This is a genomic window from Pseudomonadota bacterium (assembly GCA_018823285.1).
Lineage (GTDB): Bacteria > Desulfobacterota > Desulfobulbia > Desulfobulbales > JAGXFP01 > JAHJIQ01.
Genome location: JAHJIQ010000019.1, coordinates 1 through 26,405, shown reverse-complemented (window position 1 = coordinate 26,405; position 26,405 = coordinate 1). Strand labels below are relative to the sequence as shown.

Here is a 26,405-nt window from a genome sequence, read left to right as displayed (position 1 = left end):
GTTGTGGAATGAGTTCTGGGAGAATTTCATGGGCAGACCGTTCGTCGTGGTTGATTCAGCGGAAAAGGGCAGGGCTTTGCAGGCGTGCATGGGGGGGGAGGTCGACCTCCTGCAATTATCCGCCGTCCCGCTCTCTGCTTCATGCAGGGAAAAGAAAGACAAACTGAAAAAGGAACCCCCGGCCTTTGATTTTAATCCACTCCCCGCCGGGAAGGATTTTCTTTCCGCCCTTGAATCAGCTTTTGACCGCGAGATCTGGATCGCTTTCGACAACTCCCTGGAAGGGGAATATCTGGCCTGGATGTTGAATGGGTACATTGTTGCCGGATCGAGTGGAGGGTGCGTGCCCAGGCATATTCGGGTTGTCGGGTTGACTCCGGAAGAAGTTGCAGAATCAATCCATTCTTCCGAGCCCTTTCAGGAGAAAATGGCTTCGGGGTATTTTGTCCGGGGCCTTTTTGACGGGTGCTTCCGGAAACATCTGCAGAGGCTTATTGGCACGGGTTTCGGACCGGGCGGACTGTCGCTCAATCTGGCGAGTCTGACCACCGTCTTTTTTCTTGCCGACCGGGAGATGGAGATCAAGACCTTCGCTCCGGCCCTGAAATGGGAAGTTCATCTGGATTTAACCGGATCCGGCAACGAATTCAGGGGGCGTCTGTGCCAGGCGCCCGGGGAGAGTGGTGACGGCTATTTTCTTGAGCCCGAGAAAGTAAAAAAGGCGGTCGAGAGCTTTAAAGACGGTCCGATAGTTGCCGATGAAATTATTGAAGAAGAGATGGAGATCAGTCCTCCGGGACCATGCAGTTTGACGGCATTAATTGAAGAGGCGTATGTTGTTCACCATATTCAGCCGACCCGGGTGATTGAATCTCTGAGAGTACTGCAGCATGGGGTTGAGATATCCGGCAGATGGATCGGCCTGGTGTCAGTTGCCGGTCCATTGCCGGAAAGCACCCGGGAGAGATTTGTCGCAAGAATCAGAGGCCGGATCAGCGAAGAATTCGGTCGTGAACTGCTGGAGGAGGGTCGGAAAGCGGCCCAGGATGAGAATTGCCTGTACCCTTTGAGACCGGAGGTAACGGAAAAAGAGTTGGAGGGGATTATTGAAAATGACACCTTGCTGATTTACGGGATTCTCAGAAGGAGGGGGCTTGCCAGCCAGATGATTCCGGCGAAGGTGAAAAAAATCTCCGTGACGTTCAGGGCAGAAGGTGAGTGTTATATCGGTGCCGAGTGCAGGGTTGCTGTGAATGAAGGATTTATGTCCTGTTACCGGGGGATCAGTGAGCGGTCGGTTGTGGCCGATCATCCGCTCCTGGCTCTTGAGGAAGAACAGTCTGTTGCAGTGAGCAGAATTGTCCCTGAAAAGTCCCCCGGATTTCCGCCGGAATATTACACCCTTGAAAGTCTTTACGCGGAGCTGGCCGATTTTTCAATTACTGCAGAAAGTTCTGCCGCTATTCTGGAAGGACTTATTACCGGTGACTATATTGACTTCGATGGAGATGGTGCAATCCATTGCCGGGAAAATCTAGTCACCCTGAACTCGGTCATTGCCAGGGCCTTTCCGTCAATGATCGGTCTCAATCTTTCCGCGTACATAGAGCAGACCATTGGTGAAGTTCTGAGCGGCAGAAAGCCCCTTGATTTTGCGCTGCAGCAGTTTGATCAGACCCTTTTCATGCAGGGAAAGGTGATCGTTAAAGTAAGGGTTGTGGATCAGCTCAAATCCCGGGGGAGTTCGTCAAAGGTCATAAAATCGACTCCCGGTCAGGTGGCGGCGGAAACCACCAATGAAATGGCTGTTCCGGAGATTTCCGGAGAAGCGCTTCCGGTGGATTTTGAGAATGAAGTCCCGGAAGAAAGGTTTGAGGATGAAAATCTTCCGGGCGGAGAGAGTGTCGCCGATCACAGTGAGTGGACCGAAAGGCCGGTTGCAGCATCCCGGTCTGAACAGGATGAGATTGACAGTGTTGACGCACCTGACTTGGGGATTGCTGCGGAGCAATTATTGGACGAAGACCGGGATTTTACTCCGGATGATTCTGAAACCGAATGGCCCGATGAAGTAAAAGAGTTGTTCGCGGATGAAGAACAGGGAAGCAAGCAACCGTCCCTGGCGGAGCAGCCACGAGGAAGGTCCGTTGAGGACGCCACCGAACAGGAGTCAAGGGTGTGTCCGGTGTGTTCCAGCTCAATGATATTGAAGGAAGACCGATTCGGCCGGTTCTGGAGCTGCTCCGGCTTTCCTTCCTGCCGCCATTCTGAAAGTTTTGAAAAAAGTGTCGGGGCCGATCTTGATTGCCCGCTATGCGCCACCGGAAAGATTGTCAGCAAGATCACCCCCACCGGAAAACCATTTTATGTCTGCCCCGAGGCGGACTGTGAATTCATGGCCTGGTCCAGACCGCACCGGCAATCATGTGCCTCCTGCGGCTCACCGTTTCTAGTCGAAAAGAAGGTTGCTGGAGGTGGCATCATTCTCAGGTGCCCCAGGGCGGGTTGCGGGTATTCGACCTCGGCTGCAGGAGAAGGTGTCTCGGGAGGGGGAAGTGGTCTTCCCGGGAACAAGAGAAAAGTTCGGGTCCGGCGGGTAAGCAAAGGTGTTGCCCCGGCTGGCGGCGGAGCAAAACGTAAGGTGAGGATCATCAGGAGAAAAAGTTGAACTATCCTTCGACAGGCTCAGGATGATCGGTGCACAGGATGATCGGTATAACCGTAATTCCGTTCACCCTGAGCCCGGCGAAGGGTGAACGTGAGCTTGTCGAATTGTCGAAGAGTCATCTCGCCTCTCACCTCTCAAATCCTTCCATATATTTGGTCAGTTGCCTGGCAAGCTGTTGGTTGTCAATCAAAAGTGATAGTTCGTGATTATATTTCAGCGCGGCCTGGGTCAAATTGTGACTTCCTACCAGGCAGAAGCGGAGGTCGACAACCACGAGTTTGCTGTGATTGGTTATGCGGGGGGATTCGAAAATCACTTCGATGCCATTTGCCCGCAGAAGGGTGGCGGTCTGCAGGTTGGTGCTGTTGATCTCCTCGTCATGCCCCGATTTTTCGAGGAAAACCCGTATTTTCAACCCTTTCTTGCGGGCTTTTCCCAGTTCTTCGACCAATACTGTCGGTAGATTGTTGTTTTTCCCGGAAGCCTTGAAGATGAACATTGAAATGTCGATCGAGGTCGTCCCCTTTCTGATCAGGTCGATCAGGACCGGGAAATAGTCTTTGTCGGCCAGAACCCTGACTTCAGGCATGCCGGTCTTGCGGTTTTCAGCGCTTGTCTCGGAAGCAGCCTTCCGGGGAGTCAGCGGGCAGAAGCAGAAGGTCAGAAGCAGCAGGGGGATGATCAGCCGGCGGGCCACCATTCGGCACCTATCCTTCTTATACAGTTAAAACCTCCACCAAGAACCAGACTGTCAAATCCGTGGTGGTCGAGGAAACACTGGACTTCGTATGAACGGGTTCCGGCGTCACAGATGATGATCAGCGTCTTTTCTTTGGGGAGGTCGTTGAACCTGCTTCTGATCTCAATATATGGTAGAGCTCTCCATATGTTGCTGAAATTATTAACAAAAACAGAGGACTCGTTTGGGTGGCGGATGTCGAGAGCAAGCCAGTCCGGGTGTGTTCCCGGGTCGGTCATCCAGGCCATGTAGTCTTCAATCGAGACTGTTCTGAGTCTGTTGCAGGCCTTGTTGTCGGCGACGTTTGCGGTGGCATTCAAGGCATCAAGGGCAGTGGCGAATGGTGGAGCGTAGGCAAGATCCAGCTGGCTGCAATCATCGATTGTTCCACCCCTTGCGATGAGTGCGGCCGCAGCATCAATCCGGGCCAGGACGGCATCTCCCATCGGACCGAACCCCTGAAGACCGAGAATTCTGCGGCTCTGCCTGTCAAAAATCATCTGCAGGGGAATGACCGATTGTTCGGGAAAGAAATGGGCCCGATCGGACTGGGCGGTTATCACCGCATCTGCGGCGAACCCTTCAGCTCTGGCTGCAGCGAGATTGAGACCGGTTGCCCCAACGCAGATATCGAAGGCCTTCAGGATAAAACTGCTTCCCCAGCCATTGAATTGAGAGGGGATCCCGGCCAGATTGTCCGCCACAATCCGTCCCTGTCGATTGGCAAGGGAACCCATCGGGGCGTGGCATTTTTTCCCGGAAAGAAGGTGGGTTGTTTCAATGCAGTCGCCTGCCGCATAAATATCCGGATCGGAAGTCTGGAGACGGTTGTTGACGATGATCCCGCCCCGGGGAGAAACCAGGAGGCCTGCTTCCCGGGCCAGATCGCTTCGCGGCCTCACTCCGGCGGCCATAATAACGATGTCGGCGTCAACGGTTCTGGCATCGGTGATTACCCTGCAGGCTCTGCCGTTGTTATCGGCTTCGATGGCACGAACTCCTTCTCCGGTGAAGACATTCACTCCATGTTGCCGCAAATGGGTTGCCAGCATCGCAGAAAATACGGGGTCAAGAATGTTGGGGAGGAGAATCGGCATGAATTCAATGAGGGTTGTCTCCACTCCCCAGAGATCGGCAAAAGACTCAGCCATTTCCACCCCGATTGCTCCGCCGCCGATAATAACGGCCTTACCGATCTGCCCTTTGGCAAGACGATCCTTGATAGCGATGGCTTTGTGGAGGTCGCTGATTGTGAACACCCCGTCCAGTTCAGCTCCTGGGATAGGAAGGATGACGGGACTGGCTCCGGTACAAAGGACGAGTTTGTCAAAGGAGAGATTTTCCTCGGTGCCGGAGTCGAGTCGCAAGACGTTTACTTTACGGTTTATTCTGTCGATGGAGAGCGCTTTCGTTCGGGTCAGGACATTGACCCCTTTGGCATTCAGAAAAAACGCCTCATCCCTGGTCATGTGAAAACTGGTGTTGCGAAGTTCTTTTTCATCCGAAACATCGCCGGAAACATAATAAGGTATGCCGCAACCTCCATATGAGATGAGGTTGTCCTGATCGATGATTGTAATATCAGCTTCAGGCAGCACTCTTTTCAGACGGCAGGCGGTTTTGGGCCCTGCAGCAACTCCACCAATAATAAGAACTCTGCTGTTCATAATGATTGGACCTTCATTCAAAAATTAAGTGTTTAATTAAATTCTGCGGATCGGAAGGGAGAATATCGCAATCCATCTCCGATGTCAAAGGCAGAATGGCTGAATCCTTTAAACATGCGGAATCAGGAACATATTACGGCAAGGTAAAATTGGGTAATCCAGAAATAAATATGGGCTGATTGGAGGAGAGTTTTCTCCTTTATACATATTGATGTTTTTTTGTTGACAAAGGGGTGCTTGGAGAATAGATTCGTATTTTCTGAATTGTCATTCACAATTGTTTTTCCATGCTGGGAGAGGGCAATACGCTTGTACATCTGTGCAGTTAACTCCCTGATTCGGTGTGGAGCAGGATTTTATTTGGCAAAATTATATTAAGGAGGAAATGAAATGCCGAAGCATGACACTCCCATGTTGGATGAGCTCGAGAAAGGTCCTTGGCCGAGTTTTGTCAGTGACCTGAAGAGACAGGCTGAGAAAACCCCGCAGTGCTGGGATATTCTCGGTCAGATGGAACTGTCTTTCAAAGACAGGGTTACGCACTGGAAACACGGCGGTATCGTCGGTGTTTTCGGTTATGGTGGTGGTATCGTTGGTCGTTATTCCGACGTTGCCAAGCAGTTCCCCGGTGTGGCCCATTTCCATACCGTACGTCTGAACCAGCCTTCAAGTAAGTTCTACAAATCAGACCTGATGCGCAGATTGTGCGACCTTTGGGAAAAACGTGGTTCCGGTATGACCAATATGCACGGTTCCACCGGTGACCTGGTTCTTCTTGGTACCACGACCGACCAGCTTGAGCCTCTGTTCTGGGACCTGACCCATGATCTGAACTGGGATCTTGGTGGTTCCGGTTCCAACCTGCGTACCCCGTCGTGCTGTCTTGGCAGGGCCCGTTGCGAGTTTGCCTGCATGGATACCCAGGCTCTCTGTTACCATCTGACCATGCATTATCAGGATGAGATTCATCGCCCTGCTTTCCCCTACAAGTTCAAATTCAAATTCTCCGGATGCCCGAATGACTGTGTTGCGGCTATTGCCCGTTCCGACTTTGCTGTTATCGGTACCTGGAGAGACGATATCCGGATCGACCAGGCAGCTGTAAAAGGCTACATCAATGGCGAATTCGCTTCCAACGGTGGTGCGCATTCCGGACGTGACTGGGGTAAGTTCAATATCAAGAAGGAAGTCATCGACCTCTGTCCGACCGGATGTATGTGGATGGAAGGTGACACGCTGAAAATTGACAATGGCGAATGTACACGCTGCATGCACTGTATCAACGTTATGCCTCGTGCGCTTCGTCCTGGTAAAGACCAGGGTGCGACCATCTGCGTAGGCGCCAAGGCCCCGATCCTTGACGGCGCCCAGTTTGCCACCATGACCGTTCCTTTTATCAAGGTTGATCCCGAGAACGAGTTCGAGGAAGTTGTTGAAGTTATCGAGAAAGTCTGGGATTGGTGGATGGAAGTCGGCAAGAATCGTGAGCGTGTTGGTGAGACCATCATGCGAGTCGGTCTGCCCACCTTCCTGAAGGTTATGGAAGTTGATATTGTCCCGCAGCATGTGAAAGAGCCGCGATCAAACCCATACGTATTCTGGGGTGAGGATGAAGTCGAAGGCGGATGGGAACGTGATGTCAAGGAATTCCGTAAACGTCACGCTCAGTGATATTTACCTTCAAGGTTTATTGTTTGCTAACTATTAATCAAGTTTAGACAGGATTATACATAAAGGAGGAAATATTATGGGTTACGATCCGGAAAATCCGATGAAAGACAGGATAACTGACATCGGTCCCCCTCATTTTGAGCAGTTTTTCCCGCCGGTTGTTAAGAATAATTATGGCAAATGGCTCTATCACGAGATCACCCAGCCCGGCGTTCTGATGCACAAATCCGAGTCCGGGGACGAATGCTGGACCGTCAGGGTTGCTTCAGCCCGTCTGATCAGTGTTGAGCATATCCGTGAGATCTGTGATATCGCGGATGCACACTGTGACGGTTATTTCCGTTTCACAACCAGGAACAATATTGAGTTCATGGTTGACTCCAAAGCCAAGGTTGAGCCGCTGTTGAAGGATCTGGCCAGCCGTGGCAACAAGTTCCCGGTCGGCGGCACCGGAGCTGGTGTTACCAATATCGTACACACCCAGGGCTGGATGCATTGTCATACCCCTGCAACTGACGCTTCCGGTGTTGTTAAGGCGGTTATGGATGAGGTGTTTGATTACTTCACCAGCATGACTCTGCCTGCCCAGGTACGTATCGCTTTGGCGTGCTGCCTCAATATGTGTGGTGCGGTTCATGCTTCCGACATCGCGATCCTTGGTGTGCATCGTAAACCGCCGATGATTGATCATGATGCCATTACCGGTCTCTGTGAGATCCCGCTTGCCGTAGCCGCATGTCCTCTTGGTGCTATTAAGCCTTCCAAAGAGACCAACAGCGCCGGTGAGGAAGTTAAATCGGTAGCAGTTAAAAATGAGCGCTGCATGTTCTGCGGTAACTGTTACACCATGTGTCCGGCTATGCCTCTGGCAGACCCGGAAGGTGACGGTATTGCGATTCTGGTCGGCGGCAAAGTCTCCAACTCCAGGTCAATGCCTAAATTCTCCAAGCTTGTTATTCCGTTCCTGCCCAATACTCCGCCCCGCTGGCCCGAGACCGTGGCAGCGATCAAGAATATTCTTGAGGTCTATGCCAAGAATGCCCGTAAGTACGAGCGTCTGGGTGAGTGGGCTGAGAGGATTGGCTGGGAGAAATTCTTTGAAGTAACCGGGATTCCGTTTACCATTAAGTCAGTTGATGATTACCGGCTGGCTTACGATACCTGGAGAACCACCACTCAGTTCAAGTTCACCAGCCATATCAAATAAAACTCTACTATAAGGAGTATTACGATGGCTCTCAATAACGACGAACTTAAAGCGGCGATTCTTGATAAAGCGATGACGGCCCCCAAGGCTCAGCTTTACGTCAAGGATTTTTACGCCTGTGATCCTGATGCCAAACCGCGGGCGGTAAAAAATGCCGCCAACGATCTGGTCAAGGAAGGTAAGATGGTTTTCTGGTCAAGCGGCAGTACAACCATGTACTGTGCGAAAGGACGCGCCAAAGACGAAGAGGCGCGTGACGCAGCAGAAGAAAGTAAGTAAGTAGAATCAGTATATATTCAGATAAAAAGCAGGAACCGAACCGGTTCCTGCTTTTTTTATTCCCTTAGAGTGAAGTAGCTGTCTGTTCTTGGTGAACTCGGAAATAATCTGATACTTCAGATTATTTCTCAAGTGCGGCAGCTTTGTCGAGCAGGGCCTGGGCGTGTCTGGTGTGTTTGAAGTTCTTATGAATCGAAGCTGCCATTCGGTATGAATCGGCCGCTTTTTCCAGGTCGCCTTTTTTGCGGTATATTTCGGCGAGGATTTCCAGGGTTTCCACCGACCCTTTCGGGTTGACGAGGGCGCTGTATTCATCAAGCACATCCAGGTATAATTCTATCGCCTTGTCATATCTGCCAGCGTCGTGCATCAGTTTGGCCCTTTTCTTCTCGATGTCGAAAAGACTGAAACGATCGGCATGTTTCTCACAAATCCGGTAGGCCCGGTCGTAATGCTGGAGGGCCATTTCGGTGTCGCCTTTTCCGGCACAGATATCACCAAGCATGTTTGCGGCATTGGCGATCCCGTTCTCGTCATTCTCCTGTTCGAAACCGATCAGGGCATTGTGGAAGGAGTTTGCGGCAAGGGCGTAGTTGTTGTCCTTCATCTGCTCTTTGCCGGCTTCATATTCAAGCCGGGCGGCGCTTTTTTCCTCATTTTCAGATTGTTCGCTCTGCTTTTCCGGATTATTCATCTGCTGTCACTCTCTGGTTGTCGATTTTAGATAATGCTTCCCTGGCAAGGCCCGAGATGGAATAACTCCGGGGCTCACCTCCCTCGTAGATGGTGATGACCGTCTCGTCATCAAGGAGTTTCTCTATTCCGCTGCGGGTTTCTTCCGCAAGAATTCTGCCGAAAAGTCTGATCGCCTGCCCCCTGGTTAGAGGATCGGGATGTTCAACGAAAGAGAACAGGCTGTAAAATGGAGTGTTGCGGACCAGGTCCGGCCTGGTTGCCGCGATCTCGCCAAGGGCCCATAAAACGGTGGCCCTTGAATCGTCGGTGCCTCTGAACATCAGCAGGTGACGGGTAAAGCCGCCATATATGTCCGAGCGGGCTGCAATGATCGCCCCAACGGTTTCAAGGAGCCCCCAGTGGGTCGCGGCCGAATCGGAACACGCTTCATACATTCGATGGAGCATGTCGCTGACCGCTCCGGGTTTGCGGGTAGACAATCGCCGGCAGACCTGGCCGATGAGATGCGCGTATTCCCAGCGTTTTTTTTCGTCGGGACTGTAGAGGAGGCGCTGCAGGTAACGCAGGGTTTTCAGGTCGTCAAAGGCCAGATCGACAAGGGTGTCAATGTCTTGTTGGTCGGCAAGTTCCGCCACCTGTTTTTTGTCGGCCTTCCGCCGTTTCCTTTTAGGATCCCGCTTTGGCTCCATCTCCGGAATATTCAAATTTGAAACCGGAAGTGTTCGGCTGTCTTTGTCTTTTTTTTCCAGGTCGAGTTTTTGGACAAGTTCTGCATAATCTTTGCTCAGTCGGATAAAATAGAGAACCCCTTTGATCTTCCTGCCGTCCAGATTGCCGAGTTCGACTACCTGGTGGGTCTGTTCATCATATTTGTCCAGGCGTCCCGAGAGGTAATCATCATCCGGCATCAATTCCCAGGCAAGGTCCCAGTTGTCATTGCAGGCATGAACCAGGCATTCGACCATGGCCGCGCCGACATTGAAACCGGTGGGATCGCAGGTGTAGACTGCCCCGCACTGACAGGTGCCGGTGGTGAACTCGTCCATCTTTCTCTGCAAGGGCTCCTGCGGTTTGTCAACGTTCTGTCCGCAGAATGGACACCACGGGAGGACCTTTATGTTGGCGCCTTTAGCCATGATTAAAGTTCTTGGGTGATTGCGGCGATAAAACGCGGATCAACCGGATAGCCAAGTTCTTTAGCCCGGTCGGCAGCGGTTTTTGCTCCCTGAAAATCCCTGGTATAAAAAAGGGCGACCGCGAGATTGTTCTGAGCCAGGGGGAAATCCGGCTCGATTTTGATGCTCTCTTTTGCGGCCTTCAGGGCATCTTCGAAATTCCCGGCCATGATCTGTGCTGTCGCAAGGCCGGTCCAGGCTGTGACGAGCTTCGGATCTCTGGTAACGGCCCTGGTATAGGCCTCGATGGATTTCTCAGCATCTCCTTTCTGCCACCAGATCATTCCCATATTGGTGTGGGCCTGGGCCGATTCAGGGTTGATCCGGAGGGCCATTTCATTGGCGGTCATTGCTTTATCCAGGTCCCCGCTCTCAAAATGAATGGCCCCGGTGTTGATATGGGCCTCAACGGAATGAGGGTCGAGTTTGATGCATTCCTCAAGTTTTTTCAGGGCGTCAGTGTTTCTGCCGGCTTTACGATAGACAACTGCCAGATGGTGGTGGGCAACTACGTTGTCCGGCAGCTCCTGGCATTTTGCTTCCAGTTCGGCGATCACTTGTGAGAGATCAGGGCTTTTTTCAGTGTCAGACATGTTTCTTCCTCATTTATATGTTAAAAAGTTGCCGGATGATGATCGGGATAGTTCTAACCGGCAAGCAAAATGGCCTGTTTTCTATAGTTGTGTGTTGTTGATTGTAGCCTGAGACGAATGTATATTTGTAAGCATCTGCAGGTTCATTGGCAAGGCTCCGAAACTAACATAATGGCCTGATATAGTCAAAATCTTTGAAGTGTGGGTTGATCTGGATTAGTGTCCCTTGTCAGGAGTGAAAATTGAGACAGCATGTGAGATACGGGAACGGGAAATGATGGGAAATAATCAGGCGCATATTTCAGAGACACCTGCAGCCGGCGCAGTCATTGCCGGCTTGAGCGGTGGTTCCGGCAAAAGCGTGGTGGCGGTTGGCGCCGTTGCCGCGCTCGCCCGCAGAGGGCATACGGTCATGGCTTTCAAGAAGGGGCCCGATTACATTGACAGCGGCTGGCTTGGTCTTGCCGCAGGTCGCCCCTGCTTCAACCTTGATCCTTATCTGATGAAGAGAGAGGTGCTCCTCAATTCCTTTTATACACAAAGTTGCCTTGCAGAGTATGTGCTCGTGGAGGGCAATCGCGGTCTTTTCGACGGGGTTGACCTGGAAGGGGCCTACAGTACCGCGGAACTCGCGTTTTTCCTGAAACTGCCGGTGATTCTGGTGGTTGACTGCACCAAGACGACGAGAACCGTGGCCGCTCTGGTGGCCGGATGTCAACGGTTCGACCGGCGGATCGAGATCCGGGGCGTCGTATTGAACCGGGTCGGTACCAGCAGGCATGAAAGTATTGTCCGCCGCTCCGTTGAACATTACACGGGGATACCGGTCCTGGGCGCGTTCCCCCGGTCCCGGGAGGATGTTTTTCCCCAGCGGCATCTGGGAATTACTCCCGGCCCCGAGCATGCCGATGCCGGGGTAGCCGTTGCCACCCTGGCGGACCGGGCCGAGAAATTTCTTGATCTCGGTAAGCTCATGCAAATGATGGCGCCGGTGTCCTGCCCTGAAGGGTCGTCGGCAGGGATCACTCCACCCTTTGCAAAAACAGGCAAAGGGGATGGTCTGAAGATTGGTCTCATCCGGGACGAAGCCTTTCAGTTTTATTACCAGGAGAATCTGGACGCCCTGCAAAACCTCGGGGTTGAACTGATAGAAATAAACGCCATCACGGAAAAGAAATTACCGGAAATTGATGCCCTTTACATCGGCGGTGGATTTCCGGAAACCAGCGCTCGCGCCTTGTCTGAGAACATGTCGTTCCTTGCCTCGCTCAGGGAGATGGTTGAGAAGGGGCTGCCGGTCTATGCGGAATGCGGCGGGTTGATTTTTCTTGGCCGCAGTATCAGCCTGGAGGGGGAGAAGTTTACCCTGGCCGGAATCTTTCCAGTGGATTTTACCCTGGAACGGAAACCCCAGGCCCATGGTTATACTGATCTGGTGGTTACCGCGGACAACCCCTTTTACCCCCTGGGCACGGAGATCAGCGGTCACGAATTCCGTTACAGTAAAGTCGTTGACTGGGAAGGAAAATCCGATACTCTTGCCTGCCGGATGGACAGAGGCGTCGGCTTTGCCGAAAAGCGGGATGGGCTCGTTTACAAAAACGTCTTTGCCCTGTACACGCACGTCCACTCCTTGGGCACCCCGGAGTGGGCGCCGGGAATGGTGCAGGCGGCCAGAAAATTTAAAGACCGGCCGAGCTGAGACTATTTCAGAATCTAACCTTTTATACCCCTGAAACATTGTGAAGGATTTTTCCCGTACAAAACACCCTGATCTCCCCACAGACATATTAAGGATTTCCTGAATCCGTGACGGCTCCGCGCGATTAATCAGCTCAAGTGGTTATAATTACGTAAAAAACAATTTCTTCGCTGCGGGGGCAGACATTCACCCGCAGCCCTGCGGGGCGCCCGAGATCGGCACATCCGGAGTCTTCCTGCGGTCGCTTACCTGCTTCGTTGCCGACTCGTTGATATACCATATGTATTATCAACATCGTCGTCGCCTCGAAGGTCTCGCCGGCTCGCTATCTGCATCTGTGCCGCTCTCGAACGCTCACGGATTCAGGGATTTAATAACTTGTGGTTTGATTCCCTACCCCATGGGCGGAAAATGTTTTTTGGGATACCCCACTGCTCTGCGGCTGGGCAGTTTGTTTTCGGTTTGGCATTCAGTTGTAAGTCCATTACGCATAAACACTGTTGGATAGTCCGGGGGAAATTCGGGGTGCCTCCAAATTTTAGCGAAGCACGAAAAAGCAAATACTTATTATTTCATCTGATACTTAAGGAGACCAGAGAAAAAGATTTTATGAAGATTTATTACTCTGTCGTGCAGGGAGGGGTGCCATGGTTTTATGGTCTCCGTCAGCCACCCGGCTCGCCCGGGTGACGGGGTGGCGGGTGGCTGATTGGATTAACTTCCTGTTTTAAGGTTGTTCATAATATTTGTGCGGGCCAAAATCCCTCTTGCTAAACAACTCTGAAGGAGGTTAAATGCGCCGTTTTTCGCCCGGACCGGCGAAATAGTTCGACGGTCATCCCGCGAAAGACGATTTCGGAAGGCTCGCAATGGCTGAGCCGATGAAGGAGGAGCAAGGTGAAGCGGTTAGTGGCAATTCTGGTGAGTTTGGTCATGGTGGTGTCGTTGGCAGCTTGTGATAAACAGCCGGTGGCGGAGATTGAGGCTGCCAAGGCATCGTTGGAGGCAGCAGCAAGCGATGGCTCAGAGGTGTTTGTGGCCGAGGACTTCAGGAAGGTCAATGAGGCGATGGCCGCAGCCATGGACGAGGTGAAGGTCCAGGATGGCAAAATGTTCAAAAATTACGATAAGGCCAACGAAATGCTGGCCGGAGTAATGGCGGAAGCCCAGACGGTTAAGGCCAAGGCCATTGCCGAGCGGGAACGTTTGCGGCTGCAGTCTGTTGCCGATTTGGAGTCGGCTCGGACTGCCGTGGTTTCAACCAGGGAGTTGTTGAACCAGGCGCCTGCCGGCAAGGGTTCTGCTGCGGACATTATGGTAATGAAGGCTGACCTGTCTGGTCTGGAAGCGACCGTGGTCGAAATTCAGGCCATGGTGACGGCGGGTGATTACAGCGAGGCTTCAGAGCGTGCCCTGTCGGTAAAAGAGAAGGCTGGCGCTATTTCGACCGAGATCGAAGCTGCCCTGGCCAAGAAACTTGCGGCCCAGGGAAAAGCCAAGAAAAAATAAGTAGTTGCTGTCGGTTGTTGTGTAAAAACAGGGGCGGAGGTGATGGCTTGCCGGCACCTTGCGCCCCTGTAATTTTTTCAGATCAAGGATCTGCCGCCGTTCATGACGAGCGGCGTGGAGGTCGACTTCTCATGGCGAGACAAATTGCCTGAATCCATGTGCTTGCCGAAGCTGCGATCGGCGCTTTTCATCGTTCTTTTTTTGGCCGGTATTCAGGGATGCGGGGTTCGTGTGGAACCCGCCGAGGTCCGTCTGCTTTTGCAGCAGCAGGAGGAACTGCGCGGGGCCGGAGCATTGCATTATGTTCCGGTGGAGTATCAGTTATACCAGGAGGCGGAAGCCAGGGCCCGGGCCCTTCTGGAGAGGGAGCGGCAACGGTTGGCCTGGTTCAGGAACTATCAGCCGGTTGCTGAGGCTTATCGGTTGGTGCTGGACCAGGGGAGAGAGCTGGCTTTAAAGATTGGGAAGACGCGGCAGCGGCAGGCGGCTCTGATCGCCGGCCGTCACCAGGAACTTACGGTGCGTCTGGTCCTGCTGCGAGAACTCTCGGAACTGCTCAAGGATCGCCGATTGGCGCTGCCGGGGCTGGTGCGTATGGAGATCGGCCTTGAAAAGTCCGCCCGCCAGGTGGAGAGTGGCCGAGGGGAGGAAGCGGTGGCCTCTCTAGGCCAGATTGCCGAGGAGCTGGACGAGGTGGTTGCCGGGATACGCCCGGTTCTGGCTCGATATGCCGGGCGGGAGGAAATCGGGCAATGGCGCAGACAAATTGCCGCAATGCTCGAGGAGTCACGGCGGAGCGGAAGGTCGCTGCTGGTGGTCAGCAAGGCCGAGCGGCAATTGACCTGGTATCGCGGTGGCCGGCAGATGCGGACCTATGATGCTGGTCTCGGTTTCCGGTTTCTCAGCGCAAAACTCCACAGCGGGGATCAGGCAACCCCCGAAGGAGTTTACCGGGTGGTGCGCAAACTTCCTTACAGTAAATTTTTCAAGGCCCTGCTGATCGATTATCCGAACGGTGAAGACCGGCGCCGCTACAAGGCAGCCAGGCAGCGGGGAGAGATCCCGGAAGGGGCGGGGATCGGCGGGCAGATAGAGATTCACGGCGGGGGACGGGAGGGGATGACCGAAGGCTGTGTGGCCCTGGACAACCAGGAGTTGGCCGAACTCTATGGGCAGATTGAAGTAGATACTCCGGTAATTATTGTCGGTACCACTGATTATGATAATCCGATTGCAATGGCTCTGGCTCGTCTTCGCTAGGCTGGGAGCGGCTTCTCGCTCCAGTCGGGCTCTGCGTTCCGACCTTGGGCGCCGGGACCAGATCTGGTGCATCATGGTTCTGGTCGCTGCACTGACCCTGGCCGGTCTGCTTGGCTTGCGCCTGCTGTCGGCCGCCCGGGTTGGTTCAAAGCCGGTGATCCAGGTCAAGTCGACTTCGCCAAAAGTGAAGGTGCAACTCGGCCGCTCCGGCGCGGAACCCTCGCTTACCGACCTGCAGGCGGCCAATAAGGCACTGGAGCTGCAGCTGCGGCGACTGGCTCCGAGCGGACTCAACCTGGTCATCGACACTGCAGGAAACCGGGTTATTCTGCGCCGGGGAGAAAATACCGAGGCCGAGATGGTTGCCTCCTGCGGCAGTGGCAATGTTCTGGTTGATCCCCGGGGCGGGCGGAGCTGGACTTTCGATACTCCGCGCGGCCAGTTCTCGATCCAGTCCAGGCTGACCAAGCCGGTCTGGATGAAACCGGACTGGGCTTTCATCGAGGAAGGGCTGGAAATTCCGACCGATCCGGCACAACGGGCCGAGGCGGGAATGATGGGTGAGTACGCTCTGGGGCTGGGCCAGGGGTACTTCATCCACGGAACCCTCTACACCAGGATGCTGGGCCGCAACGTCTCACACGGCTGTGTCCGCCTTGGCGACCGCGACCTGGAGCGCCTCTACCGCGATCTGCCGCTTGGCACCCGGGTGATGATCTTCTGATGCGCCTTTTCCCGTTAACCATCTTGCTCTTTCTCCTGGCCGGGCCGGTGGTGGCCGATGAACGCGGCGACCTGCGGGACGAGAACCTGCGACTCAAGGCCGAGCTCAAGCTGGCCCGGACCGACAAGCTCTACCTGCTCATCGATCTCCGGAGTTCGGTGATTCTCATTAAAGCCGGCGGCAGCACGATCCGGCGCTTGCCGATCAGCCGCAGTGTGGTTCATGGTGAGCCGGAGCGGGCTAAAGTGCGGCGGTTGGTGGCCAAGAAGAGCTTCTTTGCGGTGCGGCGGCCGATGGTGCCCATCGTCGGTCCTGACCAGGAGTCGGCTCTTGTCGGAACAACCCTCCCGGAGATTCTGGAGTTGACCGAAATGCCGGATAATTACCGTCTGCTGCTGGATGACGGCACCAGCCTGGTGATCGAACCGGCCACGGTTGACTGGCGCGGCAGGGCAGGGTTGGTCTGGTCCGGCGGAGTCGGGATCCTGCGGCGGACCCTGCGTCACCTCTGGCCCTGGACCCCGGCTGCGAAGAATGGTGAAATAGTGCTCGGCCTCACCGGGTCCGATGCCCGCCAACTTTATTGGTCTTTCGACCTGGGGACCCCATGCCTGTTTAAACTCCCGGCCGGTTGATCTTCGATAGACGATGCCCGCCTACTGATGTGGAAAATCACAGGGAGCCTCAATTTTTTAGCTGGTTACCACCCAATTTCAGCCATTGACTCTTCGACAAGCTCAGAGTGAACGGAATTACTATTTTACCGCTCATCCTGAGCTTGTCGAAGGTGGGTTCGACTGAAGTTCCATTCCATACAGATATATCAATAAGCCAATAATATCAAACACTTATCTTGTTGGACAGCAAACGGGCTGAATTTCAGTGGTAATCAATATTTTTTATAGCTGCCGTCTCGATAATTACAGGTATTCTGTGCTACTGGAGGGGGTTTCTCCTGGCTTCTGACTCCTGGCTACTTGTGGAACACGTGCAATAACAAATCGCCGAAACCCCTTTGTTTCACCCTTCGGGTATAAGTCTCGATGTCTCGCAAGCTCGCTTATCGGTGCGAGTAGGCCAGCTGCTCAACTCAGCTTTATCGGGAGATTAGCCAAACTCGGAAAGTTGTGGTGGTGATTATTAGGCAGTGAATGAAAATTTGCGCGCGTTTTATTCGTGATTTTCGAGCTGTTTTACGCTGAATGCTGTCCGTAGTTTTGATTTTGGTCAGATATTCAGCTGTAAGTCCATTACGCATAAACACTGTTATGTGATTCGGAGGGTAAATTCTGGGTCGCCTCCAAATTTTAGCAAAGCACGAAAAGGAAATCCTTATTATCTCACCCACCGGGAGAGAAACTCTCAGGCCTGAGGGTAGGTTCCGAAAACCTTGGTTTCAATCCGCTTTTGGGTTGCGCCGTCCGGTTCAGGGGCAGCCCAGTCGATGAATTGTTCGAGGACCCTGCTGAAATCGCCATTGTCTTTTTTGCACTTGTCACAGATGCTGTCTGCCTGGTCCCGGTAAATAACGACCTTGCTGGCCGGTTCGCCGGTCTTGTCCACGGCGGCCATTTTCTTGCAACCGCATTCCAACCGGATCACTGCGACGCCGATTCCGTCCGGGCTGCCTTCCATGATTCCGGCAATCATGGCCAGTTCGTTTTTCTGGGCGACCAGTTTTGAGGATGGTTTTGAGACTTTGGCTTTCTTTTTGATTTTCATCCGCTTCACCAGAACTTTTTGTATCGATCAGGTTCTCCGTCATGACCGGTATGGTTATTATTTAAAAATGCGAGTCGCACTCTATAACAACCGCAAAATGAGGTCAACACCTACCTTGGAAATATGGGCAAGGGAGCTGTGGTGTCATTGTAACATTTCGGAATCCTCGCATTGTCTGTTGTTGAGAGCGCAATGAACCGATTCTTTGGTCTTGTATGAAAAAATCCGCAGGAGGGTCAAACTTTGCGGTTCCGTTTGTCGATTTTTCTCTGGTTGGCCGGGAAGCTTAGAACTTATTGTGATGTGTCTTTTTTTCATTGACAAAAAAACGGAGGTGAAATAGAAGGTAATTTCTATTGTTAAAGGGCCGGCTCGCAGTAACTTTTCCGGTCGGGCCACATCAGCGATAATATACTGAAATCATTAATAATTTTTACGGAGGATCTAATATGTATCAGGTAGAAGTCGACAAAGACAAATGCAATGGCGATGAAGAATGTGTTAATGCCTGTCCCGCACAGGTTTTCGAGATGGAAGATGGCAAGTCGGAGCCGGTCAACATGGATGAGTGTCTTGGTTGCGAGACCTGCATCGAGGTTTGCCCGGAAGGCGCCATTACCGTAACCGAGGTTTAAAGCTTAAGTTGAGCAGCTTGTCTGCTCGTACGAAACTTATCCCCGAAGGGTGCAAAGCTTAAGTTGAGCTGCTTGTCTGCTCGTACGAAACTTATCCCCGAAGGGTGCAAGAACGGTTACGGAAAATTTCCGGAATGGAAATTCGGGCCTGTTTTCACTTCACTGTGAAGACGGGCCCATTTTTTTAGGGGCCGTAAATACTGCCATTACCGCTGTGCCATTCCCTGTACGTCCCCTTATGCCGGTGCCGCGCAGGAGTTTGACGGTTATTTGTTGAAATTGGCTTATCGGTTGGCAGATTTTTTTCCGGTTCTGGAATATTTCTTCTCTTTTCCCGGATATCTTGCAATAGGCTCCCTTTGTAGTAAAACAGAGAGGGGAGAATTTTATGAATCGTTTCAAGCCCAACGCTTCGGTGAAAACCCGGATCCTTCTGGCGGCCCTGCTCTGGAGCCTGATCGGGATGATGCTGATGGTCCGTGGTTTTTTCGGGATCAGCGGGTCCGGCCTGGAGTGGCTTTTTCCGGCGGCTGTTTTGATCGGTCTTGTAAAGTCAGGTCTGGTGCTCGACCGGGTGGCCGAGAAAAACATGCTCAGAATTCTTGAGAAAGGTGAAAATCAATGTCTGGGCGGAATCTATTCATGGCGGACCTGGATGCTGGTTCTGGCGATGATCCTCTTCGGCCGGTTACTCAGGGCATCTTCTTTGCCGCTGTGGTTTATCGGGGTGGTCTATTTTACCGTGGGCTTCAGTCTTTTCTGGTCAAGCCGGAAGGTGTGGTCGGTCCTCTCCGGAAGCTCGAAATCTCCTCTGAACAGCTGATAAGATGATGGCAGAAGTCACCCCTTCAGGATCCTGGAACAGGATCGAAATCAATCTGGAAAATCTCCAGGCCAATTACCGTAATCTCAGCAATCTTGCAGGGCCCGATGCACGGGTGATGCCGGTGGTGAAATCGGATGCATATGGTCACGGACTGGTTGAGGTTGCTGCCGCTCTTGCAGATATCGGGGCTTCTGTGTTCGGGGTTGCGGAAACCGAAGAAGGGGTGCGGTTGCGCAAGGCGGGGATTGAAGGAGAGATCATCGTTCTGCTCGGTGCGATGGCTGAAAATTTTTCCGAAATTATCAGATATGCCCTTGCCCCGGTGGTGTATGATCTCGCGATGATCAAAGAACTCTCCGCCAGGGCGGAGAAGGAAGGCAAAAAGGTTCCGGTTCACCTGAAGATCGATACCGGGATGGGGCGGCTCGGGATCATGCCCGACGAGGTGGATGAATATCTTGAGCTTTTTTCAGAGCTGGCTGGCGTGGAGCTTGCGGGGGTGCTGAGTCATTTTCCGATGGCGGACTCATCAGACCAGTCGGCCACCGATACGCAGACGGCGGTATTCTCACAGCTTGTGAAGAAAATTCATGAGCGTTTTGCCGGCAGTGTATCTCATATTGCCAACTCTGCCGCCGCCATCAGGAATCCCGGCAGCCGTCTTAACATGATCCGGCCCGGGATCGCATTGTACGGCTGTTGCCCTTCGGCCGGCAGCGATTTCTGTTCCGGGATCACCCTGCAGCCGGTAATGTCTTTCAAAACAAGGGTGATCCAGGTCAAGGAGGTCCCGGCGGGATATGGTGTCAGTTACGGGCATCAATTCACCACAACCCGACCGACCAGACTTGCCGTATTGCCGGTCGGGTATGACGACGGCTATCTGCGGCGATTGTCCGGCCGGGCAGAAGTTCTGATCGGCGGGAAGAGGGTCCCGGTGGTGGGCCGGATATGCATGAATGCCTGCATGGCTGATATCACCGATCTCGACCGGGTGCAGGCCGGAGACGAAGTTGTCCTGATGGGCAGGCAGGGACTGGAGGAGATCAGCGCCGATGAAATAGCGGGCTGGCTCGAAACCATCAGTTACGAAGTTCTCTGCACCTTCGGCGGCAGCAATCACAGGTTTTATGTTTGATCTTGGGAAGAAATAGATTTTGCCGGTCTCGTAAAAAGCCACGAGATGGACGGACGGTGCCATTTAACAGGTTGATTTAATGTTGGCTCATCTGGACGCAGACGACTTTTTATGAATTCATCAATTTTCGCGGAAATAGACAGATGATCAGAAAACGTTTGAAAGAAATACTTGATCAATGCTTCAACGACGGGGTTGTTCAGGGGTTATGGTCGGCGGAAGCGGACGGCGGTTATTCCGTTGAAGCGCCCCGCCAGGCGTCCCATGGTGATTATGCCACCAACATGGCAATGGTCATTGCCGGGCGGGAAAAGAAAAATCCGCGGGAGATCGCAGCCAGGCTGGTCGGGATGGTGGCGAAGCATGATGAGCTGATCAGCCGTGCCGAGATCGCCGGACCGGGATTTGTCAATTTTGTGATCAATCCCAGGGTGTGGCAGGCGGTGCTGCCGGAAGTCTGCCGGCAGAATGAGAAATTCGGACTCAGCGAGGAAGGCAAAGGCCGCAAGGTCATGGTCGAATTCGTCAGCGCCAATCCGACCGGGCCGTTAAGTGTCGGTCATGGCCGGCAGGCGGTTCTTGGCGATGCCATTGCCAGGCTCCTTTCCGCCACCGGACACGTGGTGACCCGCGAGTATTACTATAACGATGCCGGCCGCCAGATGCGGGTTCTCGGCGAATCAACGCGGGCCAGGTATCTTGAGCAGCTCGGCCTTGAATCTGAATTCCCCGAGGATGGATATCAGGGAGAATATATCCGGGAAATCGCCGATTCAATGATCCGGGAATCCGGTGACAGCCTCAAGGACGTGACAGATTTCACCCCCTTCAAGGAGAAGGCGGAGCAGGCAATTTTTGCCGATATCAACGGGACCCTCACCCGTCTCGGGATCAAATTCGACAACTACTTCAACGAACACACCCTCTATGATGACGGATTGATCGATGATGTCGTCGCGACCTTGCGGAACAAGGGACTGGTCTATGACCAGGACGGCGCGGTCTGGTTCAAAACCACCGAGTTCGGCCATGATCAGGACCGGGTGATCATCAAGAGTACCGGGGAACCCACCTACCGGCTGCCCGATATTGCGTATCATCGGGAAAAATTCAGGCGCGGTTTTGACTGGATGGTCAATATCTTCGGCTCGGATCACATCGCCACCGTCCCCGACGTTCTGGCCGGGGTGGAGGCGCTTGGCTATGATCCGCAGAAGGTGACGGTGGTGCTCCACCAGTTCGTGACCCTGATGCGGGAGGGCAAGCAGGTGAAAATGTCGACCCGCAAGGCCAATTTTATCACGGTGGATGAGCTGGTCGACGAGGTCGGGGTCGATGTGGTCCGGTTCTTTTTCCTGATGCGTAAAGCCGACAGCCAGCTTGAGTTCGACCTTGACCTGGCCACCCAGCAGAGCCAGGAGAACCCGGTGTATTACATGCAGTATGGCCACGCGAGGCTTGCGAGTATCAACAAGAAAGCTGTGGAAAAGGGGGTCGAACGGGGGGATATCGATGGTGCGGACCTGCAGCTTCTGGTGGAACCGGAGGAGTTGGCTCTGCTGAAGTCAATGGCGGGCTGGCCGGAACTGGTCAGAAGCGCTGCCATGGACCTGGAACCCCATCGGGTGATTTTTTATATGCAGGACCTGGCGGCGCAGTTCCACAGTTATTACAATAAGCACCGGATACTCTCCGAGGATCTTGAACTTTCCAAGGCCAGACTCTGGCTGGCGGAGGGACTTAAAATCATTCTGCGCAACGGCCTGCACCTTATCGGGGTCGGCGCTCCTGAATCCATGTGAGGTTGGGTATGCCCCCCACTGACCGGAAAAAGAAATTTTCAGTACAATTTGAACTGTCGCTGAAGGGGTTGCTCGGTGCCGGCATCGTCTGCCTCTGTATTTTTCTCTGGATGTTTCTCCTGGGGGTCTGGGCCGGCCAGACAATCCTCAGCTCTCCTCCCGGCCCGGAGATGGCGGCGAAAAAAGTACCGATCAAAAAGAAAACCCTGGTGACTCCTGCCGCAGAACCTGCGCCTGAAAAAGCGGCGGTGGTGTTGATGCAGGACAAGGAAGTTGCCTCTCCTCCGGCAAAGGAGAAGGTCAGAAACCGCCCTGAACCTGAAGAAGACCCCTCTTTCTTTTCGGTCCAGGTGGCTGCTTTCAAGGATGGAAAACTCGCCGGGAAGGCAGTTGCCGACTGGCGGACCAAGGGATATGATGCTTTTTCCCGGGCGCCGGAGGGAGGGGGGGATTCTTTCACCCGGGTATACATCGGCAGGTTTGATAAAATGGATGCGGCCAAGGAGTACGCAGAGATGCTCAAAAAAAAGGAAAAGCAGAAGCCGTTTATCGCGCTGGTCCCCGAAAACAGATAAAGCTTCGATTGAGCAGCTTGTCTGCTCGTACCGATTAGTTAAGTTAAGCAGCTTTATGCCCCTGGGCGAAAGCGAGCTTGCGAGACATCAAGATGGATACCCAAAGGGTGAAAGTGGGTTTTTAGTCAGTCCCGGTCATGGTGTCTCTCCTTGACCTGCACTGTCCCCTGCAGTATGTTAGACGCCCGATATGTAAGTAGAATAAAATAACGATCTGCCGGAATGAGCCTGTTTGCAGATCCTGACGTTGAACATATAATCCCTGCGGCTCAAATTATATTTGCATGCCCCGGGGAACTTTAATTTTCAGGAGTGTTCCGCTTATGATCCGTAATGCCAGAATGGAGGATGTCAAGGCCATCTACAAGCTTCTCCAGCATTTCTCGGACAAAGGTCTGCTGCTTGGCCGTTCTTTGAGCTCCCTCTATGACCAGTTGCGGGATTTTGTCATTTATGTCGATCCTGCGCAGGAGGCGGGAGGGGTGCTCGGCGCCTGCGCCCTGCACGTCTGCTGGGAGAATCTGGCGGAGATCAGGTCGCTCGCGGTCGTCGAAGGGAGTCAGCGAAAGGGGATCGGCAGGGCGCTGGTCAAGACATGCCTGGAAGAGGCGGACAGTTTTGGAATCAGCAGGGTTTTCACCCTGACCTACCAGCCGCAGTTTTTTGCCGCCATGGGTTTCAGGAAGATAGATAAGGGAGAATTGCCTCACAAGGTCTGGAGTGATTGTATCCAGTGCCCAAAATTCCCTGATTGTAACGAAGAAGCGATGATCTGGGAAAGATAAACGGGAGTTTCAGATAATGATTGGAAGTTTGCTCACAAAGGTGTTCGGCAGCAAGAATGAAAGGGTCCTGAAATCTCTAAGGCCCATGGTCGATGCGATCAATGCCCTGGAAGGGGAGATTCAGAAACTGGACGACCACCGGCTGGTCGCCAAAACCGTTGAGTTCAAGGAACGGATCGGGAAGGGCGAGTCTCTTGATGCGCTGCTGGTCGAAGCCTTTGCCGTGGTTCGGGAGGCGGCGAGAAGAACGGTCGATATGCGTCCCTTCGATGTCCAGCTTATTGGCGGGATGGTTCTTCATCAGGGCAAGATTGCCGAAATGAAGACCGGTGAGGGGAAGACCCTGGTCGCGACCATGCCGGTCTATCTGAATGCTCTTACCGGCCGTGGCGCTCACGTGGTGACGGTGAATGACTATTTGGCCAGCCGCGATGCGGAATGGATGAGCAAGGTGTACTCCTTTCTCGGGCTCACCACCGGAGTGATCGTCCACGACATGTCCGATGCTGACCGCAGGGCGGCCTACGCCTGCGATATCACCTACGGCACCAATAATGAATTCGGCTTTGACTATCTGCGCGACAACATGAAATTCGCCAAGGAAGATTTCTGTCAGCGCGATTACCATTTTGCCATTGTTGATGAGGTCGATTCCATCCTGATCGACGAAGCGAGGACCCCGCTGATCATTTCCGGCCCGGCGGATATGTCTACCGAGCTCTACCAGCGGGTCGACCGGTTTACGCCCAGTTTCAAGAAAGATATTCACTACACCCTTGATGAAAAGAGCCGCTCGATCGCCATGACCGAAGAAGGGGTGGCTCTCGGTGAGAAACTGCTGGGGGTCGATAACCTGTATGATCCGAAGAATATCGAATGGCTGCATCATCTGAACCAGTCCCTGAAGGCGCATTATGTCTTTACCCGTGATGTTGATTATCTGGTGCGGGATGGCGAGGTCCTGATCGTCGACGAATTCACCGGTCGCGCTCTTGCCGGCCGCCGCTACAGCGATGGTCTGCACCAGGCGCTTGAGGCAAAGGAAAAGGTCAAGGTTGAAAAAGAAAACCAGACTCTCGCCTCGATCACCTTCCAGAACTATTTCCGGATGTATGAAAAGCTTGCCGGGATGACCGGTACTGCCGATACCGAAGCCGTTGAGTTCAAAAAGATTTACAACCTCGACGTGGTGATCATGCCGACCCACAACACCATGATCAGGGAAGATTATGCGGATGTGATCTATAAGAACCGAAACGCCAAGTACCGGGCCATAATCCGTGAAATCAAGGCGTTGCACGAGCAGCAGCGGCCGGTTCTGGTGGGCACCATCAGTATCGATGTTTCCGAGAAGATCTCCGCCATGCTGAAGAAGGCCGGGATTCCCCATTCCGTTCTCAATGCCAAGCAGCATGAAAAAGAAGCGGAAATTATCGCCGAAGCCGGCCAGAAAGGCAAGGTGACCATCGCCACCAACATGGCCGGGCGCGGCACCGACATCAAGCTTGGCGCCGGAGTGGCGGACCTGGGGGGGTTGCATATTCTCGGGACCAGCCGGCACGAATCCCGCCGGATCGACAACCAGCTTCGCGGCCGGGCAGGACGCCAGGGCGATGCCGGGTCCTCCCGTTTCTACCTCTCGCTTGAGGATGATCTGCTCCGGATTTTCGGTTCCGATCGGATTTCCGGAATCATGGAAAAACTGGGCATGGAAGAAGATGAGCCCATCGAGCACAACATGATCAGCAAGGCCATCGAGAACGCCCAGCGTAAGGTCGAAGGGCACAACTTCGATATCCGGAAGCATCTTCTGGAATACGATGATGTCATGAACAAGCAGCGTGAAGTGATTTATGAGCAACGGCGCAAGGTCCTGGTCAGTGAAAGCATCGAGGAGATCATTCAGGACATGCTCGCCGATATGGCCGACCTGGTGGTTGCCGATGTGGCGGATCCCAAGCTGCATTCCCCGGAGTGGGACTGGGATGGCCTCGGTGAGCGGCTGGCGAAAGGTTTTGGCCTGGAGCCGGTTTTCACCGAGGACGAAAAAGCCGATTTGACTCCCGGCAAACTGGCGGACCGGGTCCAGGAAATCCTCCAGGAGGGATACAAAAAGAAGGAGGCCGAAAACGGTTCTGAAACCATGCGTCATCTGGAAAAGCTGGTGCTTCTGCAGGTGATCGACCAACACTGGAAGGAACATCTCCTGAACATGGACCATCTGAAAGAGGGTATCGGTCTCAGGGGATACGGCCAGAAAAACCCGCTGATTGAATACAAGCGGGAAGGTTTCGGGATGTTTTCCGAACTCATGGAAACCATCAAGACCCAGACCTTGAACCACCTCTTTCTGATCAAGCTGGTCCAGGAAGACGAGGTGGAGAGGCTGGCCCGTGAGCAGCGTGAGAAAAAGCAGGAGATGGAATTGAGCCGGGGTGAGAGTCCCAAGGAACGGACGCCGGTTCGCAGGGAAGGTGAAAAGGTTGGTCGCAACGCCCTGTGTCCTTGCGGCAGCGGCAAGAAATACAAGAAATGCTGCGGTCAGGCAGTTTGATCCATTAAAACTCAGAAGAGCAAAAAGAAATGTCCAGCGAACTTTCCATCCAGGGCTTCAAGTCGGCTGCGGTGAAATCAGGAATCAGGGGCAGGGACCGTCTCGATCTGGGCCTGATCTTTTCCGAGGTTCCTGCGGTTGCCGCCGGAGTATTTACCACCAGCCTGGTCAAAGCCGCCCCGGTCCTTCTCGATATGGAAAGGCTTGCCGACCTGAAAGCCCGGGCAATCCTGGTCAACTCAGGCATCGCCAATGCCTGCACCGGTCAGCCGGGGATCTCTTCGGCCAGGAAGACGGCTGCCATGGTTGCCGAAGCGCTTTCCCTTGCCGAGGAAGATGTGCTGGTCGCCTCAACCGGGGTGATTGGTGAGCACCTTGAAATGGATTGCTTTTCCAGAGGGGTGCCGAAACTCGTGGAAAAGCTTTCGGCAGACGGACTCACCAGTGTCTCGCTGGCGATTATGACCACCGATACCGT

23 protein-coding genes are annotated in these 26,405 nt (G+C 53.5%); 17 read left to right on the top strand and 6 right to left on the bottom strand.

The window, feature by feature from the left end; translation table 11 throughout:
* Positions 1-28: 28 nt before the first annotated feature.
* Positions 29-2,668: a topoisomerase DNA-binding C4 zinc finger domain-containing protein gene (locus KKG35_06100; GenBank protein ID MBU1737694.1), complete on the top strand. Its 2,640-nt coding sequence runs from the start codon at positions 29-31 to the stop codon at positions 2,666-2,668.
* Between the two features lie 127 nt (positions 2,669-2,795).
* Here the strand turns inward: KKG35_06100 and KKG35_06095 are convergent, their stop codons facing one another.
* Both KKG35_06095 and KKG35_06090 read right to left on the bottom strand, forming a co-directional pair.
* Positions 2,796-3,368 carry a phospholipase gene (locus KKG35_06095; protein MBU1737693.1) on the bottom strand — a complete coding sequence of 191 codons (573 nt, stop codon included), beginning with the start codon at positions 3,366-3,368 and terminating at the stop codon, positions 2,796-2,798.
* Positions 3,350-5,074, bottom strand: a complete 1,725-nt coding sequence (locus KKG35_06090) for an FAD-dependent oxidoreductase (GenBank protein MBU1737692.1) — start codon at positions 5,072-5,074, stop codon at positions 3,350-3,352. The genes KKG35_06095 and KKG35_06090 overlap by 19 nt, the downstream gene beginning before the upstream one ends.
* 390 nt (positions 5,075-5,464) lie before the next feature.
* Here KKG35_06090 and dsrA point away from each other — a divergent pair, with 390 nt between their 5' ends.
* From dsrA to KKG35_06075, 3 genes are all read left to right on the top strand, one after another.
* Positions 5,465-6,745 carry a dissimilatory-type sulfite reductase subunit alpha gene (gene dsrA, locus KKG35_06085; protein MBU1737691.1) on the top strand — a complete coding sequence of 427 codons (1,281 nt, stop codon included), beginning with the start codon at positions 5,465-5,467 and terminating at the stop codon, positions 6,743-6,745.
* Positions 6,746-6,821: 76 nt separating this feature from the next.
* The gene (dsrB, locus tag KKG35_06080; protein ID MBU1737690.1) at positions 6,822-7,952 is read left to right on the top strand and encodes a dissimilatory-type sulfite reductase subunit beta; all 1,131 of its coding nucleotides are present in this window, start codon (positions 6,822-6,824) and stop codon (positions 7,950-7,952) included.
* Positions 7,953-7,976: 24 nt separating this feature from the next.
* Complete coding sequence (locus KKG35_06075; GenBank protein MBU1737689.1) at positions 7,977-8,231, top strand: dissimilatory sulfite reductase D family protein; 255 nt, start codon at positions 7,977-7,979, stop codon at positions 8,229-8,231.
* A gap of 121 nt (positions 8,232-8,352) precedes the next feature.
* Here the strand turns inward: KKG35_06075 and KKG35_06070 are convergent, their stop codons facing one another.
* Genes KKG35_06070 through KKG35_06060 form a run of 3 tightly spaced genes read right to left on the bottom strand, consistent with a single transcriptional unit; the run spans position 8,353 to position 10,695 of the window.
* Positions 8,353-8,925: a tetratricopeptide repeat protein gene (locus KKG35_06070; GenBank protein MBU1737688.1), complete on the bottom strand. Its 573-nt coding sequence runs from the start codon at positions 8,923-8,925 to the stop codon at positions 8,353-8,355.
* Positions 8,918-10,063: a HEAT repeat domain-containing protein gene (locus KKG35_06065; protein MBU1737687.1), complete on the bottom strand. Its 1,146-nt coding sequence runs from the start codon at positions 10,061-10,063 to the stop codon at positions 8,918-8,920. Before KKG35_06065 ends, KKG35_06070 begins: the two co-directional genes overlap by 8 nt.
* A gap of 2 nt (positions 10,064-10,065) precedes the next feature.
* Complete coding sequence (locus tag KKG35_06060; GenBank protein MBU1737686.1) at positions 10,066-10,695, bottom strand: tetratricopeptide repeat protein; 630 nt, start codon at positions 10,693-10,695, stop codon at positions 10,066-10,068.
* Between the two features lie 277 nt (positions 10,696-10,972).
* Here KKG35_06060 and KKG35_06055 point away from each other — a divergent pair, with 277 nt between their 5' ends.
* The 5 genes from KKG35_06055 to KKG35_06035 all read left to right on the top strand — a co-directional run bounded on the left by KKG35_06055 (position 10,973) and on the right by KKG35_06035 (position 16,525).
* Positions 10,973-12,397, top strand: a complete 1,425-nt coding sequence (locus tag KKG35_06055; GenBank protein MBU1737685.1) for a cobyrinate a,c-diamide synthase — start codon at positions 10,973-10,975, stop codon at positions 12,395-12,397.
* Positions 12,398-13,294: 897 nt separating this feature from the next.
* Positions 13,295-13,906 (top strand): hypothetical protein, encoded by a 612-nt coding sequence (locus tag KKG35_06050; GenBank protein ID MBU1737684.1) that lies wholly within the window; start codon positions 13,295-13,297, stop codon positions 13,904-13,906.
* A gap of 102 nt (positions 13,907-14,008) precedes the next feature.
* Positions 14,009-15,166: a L,D-transpeptidase gene (locus tag KKG35_06045; GenBank protein ID MBU1737683.1), complete on the top strand. Its 1,158-nt coding sequence runs from the start codon at positions 14,009-14,011 to the stop codon at positions 15,164-15,166.
* Complete coding sequence (locus tag KKG35_06040; GenBank protein ID MBU1737682.1) at positions 15,126-15,890, top strand: L,D-transpeptidase; 765 nt, start codon at positions 15,126-15,128, stop codon at positions 15,888-15,890. The genes KKG35_06045 and KKG35_06040 overlap by 41 nt, the downstream gene beginning before the upstream one ends.
* A complete protein-coding gene (locus KKG35_06035; protein ID MBU1737681.1) occupies positions 15,890-16,525 on the top strand; it encodes a hypothetical protein in 636 nt (211 codons plus the stop codon). The genes KKG35_06040 and KKG35_06035 overlap by 1 nt, the downstream gene beginning before the upstream one ends.
* 727 nt (positions 16,526-17,252) lie before the next feature.
* Here the strand turns inward: KKG35_06035 and KKG35_06030 are convergent.
* Positions 17,253-17,612, bottom strand: a complete 360-nt coding sequence (locus KKG35_06030) for a hypothetical protein (protein MBU1737680.1) — start codon at positions 17,610-17,612, stop codon at positions 17,253-17,255.
* A gap of 449 nt (positions 17,613-18,061) precedes the next feature.
* Between KKG35_06030 and KKG35_06025 the strand changes: the two genes are divergently transcribed.
* From KKG35_06025 to KKG35_05990, 8 genes are all read left to right on the top strand, one after another.
* Positions 18,062-18,247 carry a 4Fe-4S binding protein gene (locus tag KKG35_06025; GenBank protein ID MBU1737679.1) on the top strand — a complete coding sequence of 62 codons (186 nt, stop codon included), beginning with the start codon at positions 18,062-18,064 and terminating at the stop codon, positions 18,245-18,247.
* Positions 18,248-18,635: 388 nt separating this feature from the next.
* Positions 18,636-19,070: a hypothetical protein gene (locus KKG35_06020; protein ID MBU1737678.1), complete on the top strand. Its 435-nt coding sequence runs from the start codon at positions 18,636-18,638 to the stop codon at positions 19,068-19,070.
* 7 nt (positions 19,071-19,077) lie between these two features.
* Positions 19,078-20,211, top strand: coding sequence for an alanine racemase (gene alr / locus KKG35_06015; protein ID MBU1737677.1), 1,134 nt, complete (start codon positions 19,078-19,080; stop codon positions 20,209-20,211).
* A 143-nt stretch (positions 20,212-20,354) separates the two neighbouring features.
* Positions 20,355-22,013 (top strand): arginine--tRNA ligase, encoded by a 1,659-nt coding sequence (locus KKG35_06010; protein ID MBU1737676.1) that lies wholly within the window; start codon positions 20,355-20,357, stop codon positions 22,011-22,013.
* Positions 22,014-22,021: 8 nt separating this feature from the next.
* Entirely contained in the window at positions 22,022-22,588 is a 567-nt protein-coding gene (locus tag KKG35_06005; GenBank protein MBU1737675.1) for an SPOR domain-containing protein, read from the top strand.
* A gap of 323 nt (positions 22,589-22,911) precedes the next feature.
* Positions 22,912-23,373, top strand: coding sequence for an N-acetyltransferase (locus KKG35_06000; GenBank protein MBU1737674.1), 462 nt, complete (start codon positions 22,912-22,914; stop codon positions 23,371-23,373).
* A gap of 16 nt (positions 23,374-23,389) precedes the next feature.
* Complete coding sequence (gene secA / locus KKG35_05995; GenBank protein MBU1737673.1) at positions 23,390-25,927, top strand: preprotein translocase subunit SecA; 2,538 nt, start codon at positions 23,390-23,392, stop codon at positions 25,925-25,927.
* Positions 25,928-25,956: 29 nt separating this feature from the next.
* The coding region (locus KKG35_05990; protein ID MBU1737672.1) for a bifunctional ornithine acetyltransferase/N-acetylglutamate synthase at positions 25,957-26,405 on the top strand (449 nt) is incomplete at its 3' end.

What these genes read in the sequence shown, in the direction of transcription:
- KKG35_06100 (MBU1737694.1), top strand. Translation starts at nt 29, where the DNA reads ATGGGCAGACCGTTCGTCGTGGTTGATTCAGCGGAAAAGGGCAGGGCT.
- KKG35_06095 (MBU1737693.1), bottom strand. Translation starts at nt 3,368, where the DNA reads ATGGTGGCCCGCCGGCTGATCATCCCCCTGCTGCTTCTGACCTTCTGC.
- KKG35_06090 (MBU1737692.1), bottom strand. Translation starts at nt 5,074, where the DNA reads ATGAACAGCAGAGTTCTTATTATTGGTGGAGTTGCTGCAGGGCCCAAA.
- dsrA (MBU1737691.1), top strand. Translation starts at nt 5,465, where the DNA reads ATGCCGAAGCATGACACTCCCATGTTGGATGAGCTCGAGAAAGGTCCT.
- dsrB (MBU1737690.1), top strand. Translation starts at nt 6,822, where the DNA reads ATGGGTTACGATCCGGAAAATCCGATGAAAGACAGGATAACTGACATC.
- KKG35_06075 (MBU1737689.1), top strand. Translation starts at nt 7,977, where the DNA reads ATGGCTCTCAATAACGACGAACTTAAAGCGGCGATTCTTGATAAAGCG.
- KKG35_06070 (MBU1737688.1), bottom strand. Translation starts at nt 8,925, where the DNA reads ATGAATAATCCGGAAAAGCAGAGCGAACAATCTGAAAATGAGGAAAAA.
- KKG35_06065 (MBU1737687.1), bottom strand. Translation starts at nt 10,063, where the DNA reads ATGGCTAAAGGCGCCAACATAAAGGTCCTCCCGTGGTGTCCATTCTGC.
- KKG35_06060 (MBU1737686.1), bottom strand. Translation starts at nt 10,695, where the DNA reads ATGTCTGACACTGAAAAAAGCCCTGATCTCTCACAAGTGATCGCCGAA.
- KKG35_06055 (MBU1737685.1), top strand. Translation starts at nt 10,973, where the DNA reads ATGGGAAATAATCAGGCGCATATTTCAGAGACACCTGCAGCCGGCGCA.
- KKG35_06045 (MBU1737683.1), top strand. Translation starts at nt 14,009, where the DNA reads ATGACGAGCGGCGTGGAGGTCGACTTCTCATGGCGAGACAAATTGCCT.
- KKG35_06040 (MBU1737682.1), top strand. Translation starts at nt 15,126, where the DNA reads ATGATAATCCGATTGCAATGGCTCTGGCTCGTCTTCGCTAGGCTGGGA.
- KKG35_06035 (MBU1737681.1), top strand. Translation starts at nt 15,890, where the DNA reads ATGCGCCTTTTCCCGTTAACCATCTTGCTCTTTCTCCTGGCCGGGCCG.
- KKG35_06030 (MBU1737680.1), bottom strand. Translation starts at nt 17,612, where the DNA reads ATGAAAATCAAAAAGAAAGCCAAAGTCTCAAAACCATCCTCAAAACTG.
- KKG35_06025 (MBU1737679.1), top strand. Translation starts at nt 18,062, where the DNA reads ATGTATCAGGTAGAAGTCGACAAAGACAAATGCAATGGCGATGAAGAA.
- KKG35_06020 (MBU1737678.1), top strand. Translation starts at nt 18,636, where the DNA reads ATGAATCGTTTCAAGCCCAACGCTTCGGTGAAAACCCGGATCCTTCTG.
- alr (MBU1737677.1), top strand. Translation starts at nt 19,078, where the DNA reads ATGGCAGAAGTCACCCCTTCAGGATCCTGGAACAGGATCGAAATCAAT.
- KKG35_06010 (MBU1737676.1), top strand. Translation starts at nt 20,355, where the DNA reads ATGATCAGAAAACGTTTGAAAGAAATACTTGATCAATGCTTCAACGAC.
- KKG35_06005 (MBU1737675.1), top strand. Translation starts at nt 22,022, where the DNA reads ATGCCCCCCACTGACCGGAAAAAGAAATTTTCAGTACAATTTGAACTG.
- KKG35_06000 (MBU1737674.1), top strand. Translation starts at nt 22,912, where the DNA reads ATGATCCGTAATGCCAGAATGGAGGATGTCAAGGCCATCTACAAGCTT.
- secA (MBU1737673.1), top strand. Translation starts at nt 23,390, where the DNA reads ATGATTGGAAGTTTGCTCACAAAGGTGTTCGGCAGCAAGAATGAAAGG.